Here is a 12,976-nt window from a genome sequence, read left to right on the forward strand (position 1 = left end):
CGCTTGGGCACCATGTCCAGCGACGAGAGCACCACCGACGACCCGTCCCAGGAACCGCCGAAGCGGCTGCTCAGGTGGTGGATCCTCGCGGGCGTCGCGGCGGCGGTGGCCGTGGCCCTCGCCGTCTCGGCCCCCACTCTGCTGAGGAATCAGGCGGAGGCGGAGGCACGCGACTCCATCATCAAGGCCTTCGACTCGGCAGCGGAGAGCTCGCTCGGCGGCTTCGCGGTGAACAGCGAGGGCGTCACGTCGCACACTGGCGGCGGCTACGGTCCGGGCGACGTCCAGGCGTTCGGCAACGACCCGCTGCTGAGCAGGGCCGAGGCTCTGACGTCACTCGGCCGGGGCGAGGACTTCGACCCGAAGCTCCTGCTGCAGCGCATAGAGGAGCGGGAGGCCGACTGCCCGTCGACCGCCTCGGGCTCGCAGGTGCGTCTCAAGCGGATCGACGAGACCCTCACCTTCACCGGATGCACGGCCCCCGGGGCCGTCTCCAACCTCAAGGTCTGGCGCGGCGACCGCCAACTCGACACCTCCTTCACCACCTGGTTCTCCCGCGAGGGCCTCGACTTCCTGCGGGGCTTCGCGATCGACGGCGCCGCCACCGACAGGCTCTACCAACTCGAGATCACCCCGCAGCGCGTCAGCATGGCGCTGGCCGACCCGGGCCGACCTGAGGCGTGCGTCGTGAACCGCTGGACCTGGTTCGTTGACGCCAATGGGGTCTCGCTCGACAACCTGGCATGCGAGAAGGCGTCCAAGGACCCCTGGGGGACCGAGCCCATGGCCGACGCCGACTTCGAGCCCTACGCCACCGTCGGCGACTGGGACCCGGCCGCCAGCCTCGACGAGATGACCGGTGCGCTCACGGCCGCGGGCGCCGCGCCCGACGCCCGCCTCGAGTCAGCCCGTCTGACGCTCGCCGGCCCATCGGGGGACGTCCCGGTCCTCACGGCAAGCGGCGGCGGCTACGACGCCGTCGTCGCGCTGCTCGCCTCCGACCAGCCGCGCCTCAGGGCGGCCGAGCAACGCGCGCCTGGGGTGCTGGGAAAGCCTTGGCCGGAACAGGCCGCCGGCTGGACGCTCACCGCCACGCCTGCCGGGCCGATCGGGGAGGCCGGCGCCCGCTACCGCAAGGGCGAGTTCACCGTCACCGCGACGATGGCGCCGCTGGAGCCGCTGCCGCCCAACTGGTACGACTGGCTCAGCGAGAACACCTACCCCGGCACCAAGGAGGGCGACGCGACCTGCGGCGGGCCTCTCTCGCTCGGGCTCCCGTTCTCCATGGACTCGTGCCACGTCCCCGTCGCGGGCGGCGCGCTGATCGTCAGCACGGAAAAGTACGACCGCGACATCCGCGACGCGATCCTGCCGCCGATGGGCGAGCTTGCCACCGCCATCGTCAAGGAGGTCTCCAAGTGAGGCGCGCCATCGTTTCCGCACTCTCTGTCGCGCTGATGGTGACGGCATGCACGGCCGAGGAGAAGCCCGAACCAGAGCCGGACCTTCCCACCCGGATCGCCGAGGACCTCAAGTCCTCGACGTGGCGACCGAAGGCTGTCGCGATCGCGGACGATCAGTTCGCCTTCCTCGCCGGGACCGACGACCGGCCCGAGGTCGCCGTCTGGACCGCAGACGACTACACCGGTGGTGTCACGCTCGAGCCCAACGTGACGGCAGTGACCGCAAGCCCGGCCCAACTCGACGTCGACACCCTGATCTCGCGGATCGACGCCCGGCGCGCCGAAGGCTGCGACCCGCAGGGGTTCCTGATGGCCGTCGGCGACTACGGCCCGCCTCTGATGGTCACCGGCTGCGGTCCGGTGCTCGAGGAGGCGCAGTATTTCGTCGGCGACGTCAGCTTCGCCGCGGCCGACGGGTGGCACTCGGCCGACGCCATGCGGTTCCTGATGGCGTTCACCGGCGCCGTCGGAGACCCCCGCGTCGCCCGGTTCAGCGTCACCGGAACCGGCGCGAGCCTCGCCTGGGTTGCCGACGCGCCCAGCACCTGGGGCGTCTGTCTGAGCGAGACCGTCACGTTCGGCGACGGCGTGCCGATCTTCGGGTGCGACAACGGCGTCGCGCTGGAGCCGGCCGGGTTGCCGCGGCTCGGGGCGGCGGGACCAGACCTGGCCGACCGGATCGCGTCGGCGCTCGAGGGTCAGGGCGACGACTCCCGCGTCGAACTGGGCTGGGCCGACGCGGCCGACCCCGTCCCGCTGCTGCGCGTCGGCACGCCCGGAGACACGCGCTCGATCGCGATCTACCCAGGCGACGAGGAGGCGGTCCGCGCCCACGACGGGCTCCCCGCCGTCACGGCCACCACCTGGCCCGAGTCGGTCGCCGGGTGGAAGACCTCGTCTCGGCCGGTCGCCGAGCCGTTCACGTCCTACCTGCTCGACAGGGGCGATCCCAAGGATCGGCTGGTGACGAGGGTCTCCCTGCTGACGCTCGGGTCGGAGGAGCGCCTGCCGGTCTCCGACGCGGGAACGGTCACCATCGACGGTGCGCGATGCACCTTCACTCCGGTCGAGGAGACGGTCTCGTGTGCCACGGAACTGGGCGGGGGCGCCTACCTCGCTGGGACGATCGAGGGCCACGCCAACAGGGACACCCCGTCGGCCAAGGCCACCCAGATCGCGGGCCTGCTCAAGGCGCTCGGGCCCCTGATCACGGCCTCGTGATCGGGGCCGCCCGCCGGTGATCCCGGCGTTGACTACCCTCTTCGCATGCAGAACCCCAGCCCGGCGCGCACCCCGCGACCTCGGCGTCGACTGCTCCTAACCCTGGTCGGCCTCATCGCGTTCGGGGTTGCGGCCGCGCTGGCGACCCCTGGGCTCCTGGGGCTCTGGCGCGACGCGAAGGCCGAGGAGGACGCCATGCGGTACTTCACGTCACGCGAGGGCAACGACGTGGGCGGCTTCTGGCTCGACAGCACGGGTAGGGCGTCATCGACGGTCGGCGGGTTCTCCGGCGAGGCGTTCGCCGGCCGGGACGCGCACTTGCTCCAGCGACTGGCCGACCTCACCTCGCCGGGCAGCAGCGACGACTTCGACCCGGCGCTGCTCTGGAGGCGGGCAGGCGAGCGCAGGGATGACTGCCCCGGCGCCTCGGTCGCGGCGCAGGTGCGGCTCAAGCGCATCGACGAGGTCCTCACCTTCAGCGGGTGCGACACACCCGCCAACACCACCGGCCTCAAGGTCTGGCGGGGCGAACAGGAACTGGACACGTCGTTCACCACCTGGTTCTCCCGCGAGGGGCTCGAGTTCGTGCGTGGCTTCGCGATCGACGGCGCGGCCACCGACAGGTTGTACGAACTGGACATCACCGCGTACCGCGTCAGCATGGCCCTGGTTGACCCGGGCCGACCGAGGGGGTGCGTGGTGACCCGCTGGACCTGGTCGCTCGACGATCTGGGCCTGTCCCTGGACGACGTGGCCTGCGAGGCCGCGATGAAGGGCCCGTACCAGAGCGAGGCCATGACGGTCGATGACTTCTCGCCCTACCCGAGCGTCGGAGACTGGGACCCGGGCGAGACGCTGGGCAGGCTGACCGCGGCGCTGGCCGACGCGGGCGCCTCCGAGGCCCGCCAGGCGAGTCTCCGCTTGGCCGGAGCCGAAGGCCGCACGCCCGCCCTGGCCGTCACCGGCGGGGGACGCGACGTGATCGTGGCGCTGGCCGCCGCCGACCAGCCGCTGCTGAGCGCCGAGCCGTCCGCCCCTGCCCTGCTTGGGCTGCCGTGGCCGGCCACGGTCGATCAGTGGCGCCTGACCTCGGAGCCAGGCGACGCGGGCGAGACGAAGGCGACCTACCTGCTCGGAGGGCGGTCCGTGACCGCCGAGGCGATCCCGCCGCGGCCCTTCCCCCGCGACTGGTTCGAGTGGACGGCCTCGGACATCCCGATGCCGGTGACGTCCGGGGGCGCCGTCTGTGGGCTTGCCCACAAGCTGACGAGCGGGGCGCTCTGCCTGGCACGGATCGAGGACGGGACGCTGCTCGTCACCGCGGAATCGGCCGAGGACCTCGCCCCGGTGGCCCAACTGACCGACGCGCTTGCGAAGGCGGGGAAACGATGAGGCGGCTTCTCGCCCCGGTGCTCGCGCTGCTGCTCGCCGCGTCGGCATGCACCGCCGCGCCGGCCGACGGAGGCGAGTCCGGGCTCGCAGATCGCATCGCGGAGCAGGTCCTGGGCTACGGCGACTCGGTCATCGGACTGGCGGTCAAGGACGACGGGTTCGCGCTGCTCGTCGAACTGGCCGGCCACCCCGGCATCTCGTTCTTCCGACCCGACGGCGACTACCGCGGGCCTGTTCTGGACCTGGGTGTTCTCGGTGTCCCTGCGACCCCCGCCCAGTTCGACGTGGCGGGCCTGCAGGCCGCCGTGCGGCAGCACGGCCCAGAGTGCGACTCGGGATGGCTTGTCGCGCTCGGCCCCGATGCCCCGCCCCTGATCGCGACGGGCTGCGCGGGCGAGGATCTGTCCATCGGCCAGACGCGATTCTCCCCGTCCGCCGAGGGGTGGCTCAGCCCTGAGGGGGTCACCTTCCTGCAGGCATTCGTGGCGGCGCTCGGCGATCCCCGCCTGACCCGGTTCACCGTCACCGAGGAAGGGCCAGTGCTCGGGTTCGTCCCCGACGGGGCCGCTGGGCGTCGGTGCAACGCCGTGCGTGTCGAGTTCGTCGGAGGCCTCCCGACCGGCTACTGCGAGGCCGGGGTCGGCACCCCGGACGTCCTTCCCCGACTCTCCGCTGCCGCGCCGGACCTTGGCAGCCGCCTGGCCGCCGCGGCCAAGGGCGAGGACGCGAGGATCGAACTGGTCTGGACCGATCCGTCCGACCCTCGACCGCTCCTGCAGGCGGGCACGCCGACGGCGAACGCCTCGTTCGCACTGACACCCGAGGACGAGCAGGCCGCCCGGGCCCGCAACGACCTGCCTGCCCTGACCGCGACGACGTGGCCGACGGTCGAGAGCTACCCGGGAGGCGGCGTCTCGCTGGCCGAGCAGACCTACTACCAGGGCGGCGAGGGTGACCTGCTGATCGCCGTCGTCGAGCCCTTCGGCGGGAGCCAGAGCGTCGCGCTCGACGCCGAGTACATGAGCACCGTCGAAGGCGCCCGCTGCACCACCCAGCGGCCCTCCACCGAGGTCGTCTGCCGGGTGGAACTCCCCCAGGGCGGCTACCTGGCGGTGACCGCGCGGGTCGGGCGCGCCGAGATCTCAGACGCCGCCGTCGCCGCCGCGACGCTGGCCACCGAGCTGGGTAGACGCCTGTCCGGTTGACACTATGTGGTCACGGCACCGGCCGACATTTGGTGAGTGAGTATTCACTCATTACTATGGCCCGGTGACACGCGCAGCACCTATGCCGCCCGAGAAGCGTCGGGCCGCCATCATCAAAGCGACGCTCCCGCTCATCGAGCAGCACGGCACCACCGTGACGACCCGCCAGGTCGCCGAGGCCGCCGGGGTTGCCGAGGGGACGATCTTCCGCGTCTTCGACTCCCTGCAGGAACTCATCGACGCCGCCATCATGTCGGCCTTCTCCCGCGAGAAGCTGCTCGAACTGCTCCACGACGTGGACCTGGGCGCCGACCTCGAGGCCAAGACCAACGCGACCCTCGGCCTCCTCGCCCAGCGCCTCGACACGATCCGTGCGCTGATGATGGTCATCCATCACGCGCACGGCCAGGAGGAGCACAAGCCGGACACGTGCATCCGCGACGAGCTCGACCTGCGCAGGCGCGAACTGGACGCCTGGCTCGCGGCGCGCTTCGACGAGAACGCAGAAGAGCTACGCGTCTCACCCACCCAGTACGTCTCATTTCTCCGGCTGTTGGCCACCGGAACCGTCCTCCACCTGGACACCGGGATCGACGCCGCCGCCACCGCTTCACTGGCCCTGCACGGGGCCCTTCGAAAGGAACCGAATTGATCTCCCGCCTAGGGCGGCTCATCAACCGCTATATCCGCCCCTACTGGGGGCTGCTCTCGGTCGTCATCGTCCTGCAGGTCATCGCGACCATCATGTCGCTGTACCTGCCGAACCTGAACGCCGACATCATCGACCAGGGCGTCGTCAAGGGCGACACCGACTTCATCTGGCGCACCGGCGGCATCATGCTGCTGCTCTCCGGGGTCCAGGCCCTCGCCCAGATCGGAGCGGTCTGGGCAGGCGCGAACGCCGCCATGCAGTTCGGCCGCGACGTGCGCGCCGCGATCTTCGAGCGCGCACTCTCGTTCTCGACGCGTGAGCTCAACAAGTTCGGCGCCCCTTCGCTGATCACCCGCAACACCAACGACGTCCAGCAGGTCCAGATGCTCGTGCTGATGACCTGCGTGATGCTCGTCTCCGCGCCCATCACCATGGTGGGCGGCGTGTTCATGGCGCTCAGGAACGACATCGGGCTCTCCTGGATCATCCTGGCCGCCGTCATCCTGCTCGGCGTCGGGATCGGCGTCCTCGTCTCGAGGATGGGGCCCCTCTTCCAGGCCATGCAGACCAAGATCGACTCGCTGAACCGGGTGCTGCGCGAGCAGATCACCGGCATCCGCGTCGTCCGCGCGTTCGTGCGCGAGCCGCACGAGGCGCAGCGGTTCAAGGACACCAACGCCGACCTCGTCGACACGACGACCCGGGTCGGCAGGCTGATGGCCTTCCTGTTCCCGTTCGTGATGTTCGTGATGAACATCTCCACCATCGCGGTCATGTGGTTCGGGGCCAAGGGCATCGATGCGGGCACGAGCCAGATCGGTCAACTCACCGCCTTCATCGCCTGGCTGATGCAGATCCTGATCTCCGTGATGATGACGACGATGCTGCTGATGCTTGCTCCGCGCGCCGCGGTGTGCGCCGACCGCATCATGGAGGTCCTCGACACCGAGACCTCTGTTGCACCTCCGAAGTCCCCGACCCCGAGCCCCACCGCCGCGGGCCGCGTCGACTTCGGCACCGTGGACTTCACCTACCCGGGCGCCGAGGCCCCGGTCCTCAGCGACGTGTCGTTCGCGCTGGCTCCGGGCCGCACCACCGCCATCATCGGATCGACCGGCTCCGGCAAGACGACGCTCGTCAACCTGATCCCGCGGTTGTTCGACGCGACCGACGGCGCAGTGCTCGTCGACGGCCTCGACGTGCGGGACTACAACCCGGACGACCTCTGGGCCCGGGTCGGACTGGTGCCCCAGAAGCCGTACCTCTTCACCGGCACCATCGCCTCCAACCTGCGCTACGGCAAGCCCGACGCCACGGAGGAGGAGCTGTGGGCCGCCCTCGAGGTCGCTCAGGCCGCCGACTTCGTCCGCGAGAAGGAGGGCCAACTGGAGGCGCCGATCGCCCAGGGAGGCACCAACGTCTCCGGGGGCCAGCGGCAACGCCTCGCCATCGCCCGAGCCTTGGTGAAGAAGCCGAAGGTCTACGTCTTCGACGACTCGTTCTCCGCCCTTGACGTCGCCACCGACGCGCGGCTGCGCGCCGCGTTGAAGCCGGAGACGGCGGACGCGGCGGTCCTGGTCGTCGCGCAGCGTGTCTCCACCATCACGGAGGCGGACGAGATCCTGGTGCTCGAACACGGCGAGATCGTCGGTCGCGGCACGCACGAGGAACTACTTGAGACGAACCCCACCTATCAGGAGATCGTCATGTCCCAGCTGAGCGCAGAGGAGGCCGCGGCATGAGCGAGAAGACAACGCCGGTCAAGGCAAACGAACGCCCCAAGTACGGGCCGGCCCACCGCGGCGGGGGGCCTGGCGGTGGCCATGGCATGGGCGGCTCGGGAGAGAAGGCCGCAAACTTCGGCGTCTCCCTCAAGCGGCTGCTCAGCAACCTGCGGCCAGAGCGCATCGCCCTGATCATCGCGGTCGCGATGGGGGTGTTCTCCGTCGCGCTCAGCGTGGTCGGGCCGAAGATCCTCGGCCGGGCGACCGACCTCATGCTCGCAGGCATCATGGGCAGGCAGATCGGCAAGGAGGTTCCCTCGGGAACCACGAAGCAGCAGGTCATCGACGGCCTGATCGCCCAGGGGAACACCGACCAGGCCGACATGCTCCGCAAGCTCGACTTCACCCCTGGCCAGGGGATCGACTTCGGCGCCATCGGGAACGTCCTGGTGCTGGTGCTCGCGCTCTACGTGGCGTCCTTCGTGTTCTCCTACGTCCAGGGCTGGGTGCTCAACGGGGCCGTGCAGCGCACGGTGTTCAGGATGCGTCAGCAGGTCTCGGCGAAGCTCGATCGACTGCCGCTGAGCTACTTCGACAAGCAGGCCCGTGGCGAGGTGCTCAGCCGCGTCACCAACGACATCGACAACGTGTCGCAGACGCTGCAGCAGACCATGTCGCAGTTGCTGAACGCGGTCCTGACGCTCATCGGCGTCCTTGTCATGATGTTCTGGATCTCGCCGACCCTCGCGCTCGTGGCGCTGGTCTCGGTGCCGGTCGCGATGGTCGTGACCACGCTGATCGGCAAGCGCTCCCAGAAGCTGTTCGCGCAGAACTGGAAGTCGACCGGTGAGCTGAACGCCGAGATCGAGGAGGCCTACACCGGGCACGCGCTCGTGAAGGTGTTCGGCAGGCAGCGCGAGGTCGAGGCGCAGTTCCAGGAGCGCAACCAGGAGCTCTACAAGGCCGGCTTCGGCGCCCAGTTCATCTCGGGCATCATCATGCCGATCATGTTCCTGGTCGGAAACCTGAACTACGTCGTCATCGCGGTGATCGGTGGCCTCCGGGTCGCGTCGGGCACCATGAACATCGGCGACGTGCAGGCGTTCATCCAGTACTCGCGCCAGTTCACCCAGCCGCTGACCCAGGTCGCCTCGATGGCCAACCTGCTGCAGTCCGGGGTCGCGTCGGCCGAGCGGGTCTTCGAACTGCTCGACGCCGACGAGATGACGGCGGAGCCGACCGGCCACCTCGGCGACGTCGAGGGCCGAATCGACTTCGATCACGTGAAGTTCTCCTACACGCAGGACCAGCCCCTCATCGAGAACCTGAACCTGCACGTCGAACCCGGCCAGACGGTCGCGATCGTCGGCCCGACGGGCGCAGGGAAGACGACGCTCGTGAACCTGCTGATGCGCTTCTACGACCTCGACGGCGGTCGGATCCTCATCGACGGCACCGACATCGCGACGGTGCCCCGGAGCGAGGTCCGCTCGAACATCGGCATGGTCCTGCAGGACACCTGGCTGTTCGGCGGCACGATCCGCGACAACATCGCCTACGGGCGCCTCGGCGCATCGGAGGAGGAACTGCTCGAGGCGGCCACCGCCACGTTCGTCGACCGGTTCGTGCACTCGCTTCCCGAGGGCTACGACACGGTCATCGACGAGGAGGGCTCGAACGTCTCGGCGGGCGAGAAGCAGTTGATCACGATCGCGCGCGCCTTCCTGGCCGACCCGTCGATCCTGATCCTTGACGAGGCGACCAGCTCGGTCGACACCCGCACCGAACTGCTCGTCCAGAAGGCCATGTCGGCCCTGCGCAGCGGCCGCACGTCGTTCGTGATCGCGCACCGGCTCTCGACGATCCGCGACGCGGACCTGATCCTGGTCATGGAGCACGGATCGATCGTCGAGCAGGGCACGCACCACGAACTGCTCGAGAAGAAGGGCCCGTACTACGACCTGTACCAGTCGCAGTTCGCCGCCGCGATGGACGAGTTGGACGAACAGGCAAGCTGACCCGTTCGCCTGGCGCCCCGTCACCTCCGGGTGGCGGGGCGCCGCGCATTCCCCGGAGCGCCTCCTCGCATCTCCCCCTTCCCGCGGTTTGGCATCGGGCCGATCGCGACGTACAATAGTTGAAGCTTCAACACTTGTAGAGACAACTAAGGAGACGCGATGACCCTCGCACCCGAGACCCACATGGGTCGCCTCGAGCTGCGCGTCAAGGACCTTGGCACCCAGCTCGCCTTCTACACCGACGGCGTCGGCCTCGAACCGCTGTCCGACGAACCGGGCGCGGTGACGCTCGGCCACGGCTCGACGCCGATCGTCCGGCTCACCGAGTCCAAGGACCTGCGCCCAGCCCGGCGCAACGAGGCCGGCCTGTTCCACACCGCCGTCGTCTACGACGACCCGAAGGCGCTGGCCAAGTCCCTGGTCAGCATGTACACCAGGTACGCCGACACCTACGCGGGCACCGGCGACCACCTCGTCTCGGAGGCCTTCTACTTCACCGACCCCGAGGGCAACGGCGTCGAGTTGTACCACGACCGCCCCCGCGACCAGTGGACCTGGGTGGACGGGCAGGTGCAGATGGACACCCTCTACATCGACCCGGCGAACTTCGTGAACACGCACCTGGACGGCGTCGATCCGGACGCGCTGACCACCGACGCGACCCTCGGCCACGTGCACCTGCAGGTCGGAGACGTCGACTCGGCACGCGACTTCTACGTCGACGCGCTCGGCTTCGACGAGACCTTCGCCTTCCCCGGCTCGGCCCTGTTCGTCTCGGCCGGCGGCTACCACCATCACATGGCCATGAACGTGTGGAACTCGGCAGGCGCCGGGCCGCGCAGCAAGACCCTCGGCATGGGCGTGGTCGACATCCTCGTCCCCGACGCGACCGAACTCGCGCAGACCGAGGAACGGCTGCGCGGCAAGGGACTCACGACCACCTTCGACGGGCGCACCCTCGGCGTGCTCGACCCCTGGAACAACGAGATCCGGCTCTCGGTCGGCTGACCCAGCCTCGACGCCCCGCCCTCTCGAGGGCGGGGCGCTGTGCGTCCACCACTTCCGCGGCGACCCGACGGCCACGCCCGGCACGCCCCTAGACTTGGGTTCCTTCCGACGAGAGGACACCGATGTCTGACCTGTGGCTCCAGGACCCCCGCGACGCGCTGCGCGTCGGCGAAGGCTTCGACCTGAGCGCGTTCGACCGGGCGGGAACGCCCGGATTCACCGGCGACAAGGCGGCCGCCGCGACGCTGATGGCCGAGCGCGGCGCGCTGCTGTCCGAACTGCAGGAGCGGCTCTACGCCAACGGCCGCTCCGGCGGCACACGCAACGTGCTCGTCATCGTCCAGGGCCTCGACACCGCCGGCAAGGGCGGCATCGCCCGCCACGTGATGGGCATGGTCGACCCGCAGGGCGTCGCGCTGCGCAGCTTCGGCGTCCCCACCGCGGAGGAACGAAGCCACCACTACCTGTGGCGGATCAAGAAGGCGCTCCCCCGCCCCGGCCTGATCGGCCTGTTCGACCGCTCACACTACGAGGACGTGCTCGTGGTGCGCGTCGACGAACTGGTGCCGCCGGAGGTGTGGGAGCCCAGGTACAACGAGATCAACAAGTGGGAGAAGTCGCTGGTCGACAACGGCACCATCGTGCTGAAGTTCGCCATGATGGTCTCGCACGGCGAGCAGGGGATGCGACTCATGGAGCGCATCGACCGGCCGGACAAGAGATGGAAGTACTCCGTCAACGACCTGCCGACCCGCCTGAAGTGGGACGACTACCAGCAGGCCTACTCCGACGTCTTCGAGCGCACCTCCACCGAGTACGCGCCCTGGTACGTGCTGCCAGCCGACCGCAAGTGGTACCCGCGGCTCGCGGTCACCGAGATCCTGACCCGCTCACTGATCGAGATGGACCTGCGCTGGCCCAAGCCGCGGTGGCGCCCCGACGCGCAGCGCCGCAGGCTGGTCAAGACCATGACGCCGGAGCAGTTGGCCGCCTCGCTCGCCGAGACCGCCTCGACGGTGCAGGGGGCCATCGACGAGAGCGTCGACGTCAACCTTGAGGCGGCGAAGATCCGCGACGGGCACGCCGACCAGGAGACCCGCGACTCCGACCTGGCGACCATCGCGTCCCGCCGCTCCGACCTCGAGACCGACCTGGCGACCACGCTGGAACAGAAGCGCGCCCTGCTGGAGGAACTGAGCCCCGAACTCGCCGCGGCCTCGGCCGCCATCGTCGACGAGGGCACGAAGAAGAAGGGCAAGAAGTCAGGCAAGGGCAAGGACTCCTCTGCGGCCGAGGAGCCGTCGAAGAAGAAGTCGGCCAAGAAGCAGTCAACCAAGAAGAAGTCGGGGAAGAAGTCCGAGGACAAGGCCAAGAAGGCCGAGAAGAAGAAGGCCAAGAAGGGTAAGTGATCTCGCCCGGCGAAGGGTCGCCGGGCGCCGCCGCTCACCAGTTGTAGTCGAGGAACTTCCCGTCGAGGGTCACCACGACGCGGTCGCCGCCCGGATCGGCGCGACGCGACACGTCGACCTTGAAGTTGATGGCGCTCATGATGCCGTCGCCGAACTCCTCGTGGATCAGCTCCTTGATCGCGGGGCCGTAGACGTTGACGGCCTCGAGGAAGCGGTAGATCGTCGGGTCGTTGGCGGCCTCGCCGAGGCCGGTTCGGTAGGGCTGGCGCTGCAGGGCGGCGACGCTGTCGTCGGAAAGGCCGAGCAGTTCCCCGACGGCGCGCGCCTCGGTCTCCGGGACGGGGTGCTGGCCGAGCAGGGCCGCGACCGTCCACTCCTTGGGGCGCGAGATGTGCTCGGCGATGGCGGCCCAGGTGAGGCCGGCCTTCTGTCGGGCGACCTGGATCTCCTCTGCGGCGAGGGCCTTTGCGTCGTTCATGGGCAAACTCCTTTGTCCGTGGTTTTGGACAAAGGTATCGGAGAAAACGCGAAAGGGCAGGTCAGCGGGCAGTGACGCTGAACGCCTCGGCCTCACGGCCCGTCAGCGTGGCCGCGAACTCGCGAAGGGCCGCGACCCGCACCTCGGGGGCGACCCCGTCGAGCAGCGCAACCATCTCGTGCGCGATCACCGCCGACTGCGGGTTGCGGGCCGTGTAGCGCCAGGCGCGCGAGACGAGTTCGCGGTCGACGAGGCCCTTCTTCGCGAGGCGGTCAAGGACGGTCATCACGGTGGTGTAGGCGAGTTCGCGCTCGGCGGAGAGGCTGGCGTGCACATCGGCGACGCTTTGCGGCGCGGGGGAGGACCACAGGAGCTCCATCACCCGCTGCTCTAGCTCACCTCTCGA

11 protein-coding genes are annotated in these 12,976 nt (G+C 69.4%); 9 read left to right on the top strand and 2 right to left on the bottom strand.

Features of this window, described 5'->3' with window-relative positions:
• Positions 1–12: 12 nt before the first annotated feature.
• From BW730_RS12255 to BW730_RS12295, 9 genes are all read left to right on the top strand, one after another.
• Positions 13–1,422 (top strand): hypothetical protein, encoded by a 1,410-nt coding sequence (locus BW730_RS12255; protein ID WP_077686490.1) that lies wholly within the window; start codon positions 13–15, stop codon positions 1,420–1,422.
• Positions 1,419–2,684 (top strand): hypothetical protein, encoded by a 1,266-nt coding sequence (locus BW730_RS12260; RefSeq protein ID WP_077686491.1) that lies wholly within the window; start codon positions 1,419–1,421, stop codon positions 2,682–2,684. Before BW730_RS12255 ends, BW730_RS12260 begins: the two co-directional genes overlap by 4 nt.
• 45 nt (positions 2,685–2,729) lie before the next feature.
• Positions 2,730–4,076 carry a hypothetical protein gene (locus tag BW730_RS12265; protein ID WP_077686492.1) on the top strand — a complete coding sequence of 449 codons (1,347 nt, stop codon included), beginning with the start codon at positions 2,730–2,732 and terminating at the stop codon, positions 4,074–4,076.
• Positions 4,073–5,281, top strand: a complete 1,209-nt coding sequence (locus BW730_RS12270; RefSeq protein ID WP_145952844.1) for a hypothetical protein — start codon at positions 4,073–4,075, stop codon at positions 5,279–5,281. The genes BW730_RS12265 and BW730_RS12270 overlap by 4 nt, the downstream gene beginning before the upstream one ends.
• 64 nt (positions 5,282–5,345) lie before the next feature.
• Positions 5,346–5,933: a TetR/AcrR family transcriptional regulator gene (locus BW730_RS12275; protein WP_145952845.1), complete on the top strand. Its 588-nt coding sequence runs from the start codon at positions 5,346–5,348 to the stop codon at positions 5,931–5,933.
• Entirely contained in the window at positions 5,930–7,675 is a 1,746-nt protein-coding gene (locus BW730_RS12280; protein WP_077686495.1) for an ABC transporter ATP-binding protein, read from the top strand. Before BW730_RS12275 ends, BW730_RS12280 begins: the two co-directional genes overlap by 4 nt.
• The gene (locus tag BW730_RS12285; protein ID WP_077686496.1) at positions 7,672–9,675 is read left to right on the top strand and encodes an ABC transporter ATP-binding protein; all 2,004 of its coding nucleotides are present in this window, start codon (positions 7,672–7,674) and stop codon (positions 9,673–9,675) included. The genes BW730_RS12280 and BW730_RS12285 overlap by 4 nt, the downstream gene beginning before the upstream one ends.
• A gap of 159 nt (positions 9,676–9,834) precedes the next feature.
• Positions 9,835–10,683, top strand: coding sequence for a VOC family protein (locus BW730_RS12290; RefSeq protein WP_077686497.1), 849 nt, complete (start codon positions 9,835–9,837; stop codon positions 10,681–10,683).
• Between the two features lie 122 nt (positions 10,684–10,805).
• A complete protein-coding gene (locus BW730_RS12295; protein ID WP_077686498.1) occupies positions 10,806–12,092 on the top strand; it encodes a PPK2 family polyphosphate kinase in 1,287 nt (428 codons plus the stop codon).
• Between the two features lie 34 nt (positions 12,093–12,126).
• Here the strand turns inward: BW730_RS12295 and cynS are convergent, their stop codons facing one another.
• Positions 12,127–12,570, bottom strand: a complete 444-nt coding sequence (gene cynS / locus BW730_RS12300; RefSeq protein ID WP_077686499.1) for a cyanase — start codon at positions 12,568–12,570, stop codon at positions 12,127–12,129.
• Between the two features lie 61 nt (positions 12,571–12,631).
• Positions 12,632–12,949, bottom strand: a complete 318-nt coding sequence (locus BW730_RS12305; RefSeq protein WP_418082016.1) for a BlaI/MecI/CopY family transcriptional regulator — start codon at positions 12,947–12,949, stop codon at positions 12,632–12,634.
• Positions 12,950–12,976: the final 27 nt, after the last annotated feature.

The organism is Tessaracoccus aquimaris (assembly GCF_001997345.1).
GTDB classification, from domain to species: Bacteria; Actinomycetota; Actinomycetes; order Propionibacteriales; family Propionibacteriaceae; genus Arachnia; species Arachnia aquimaris.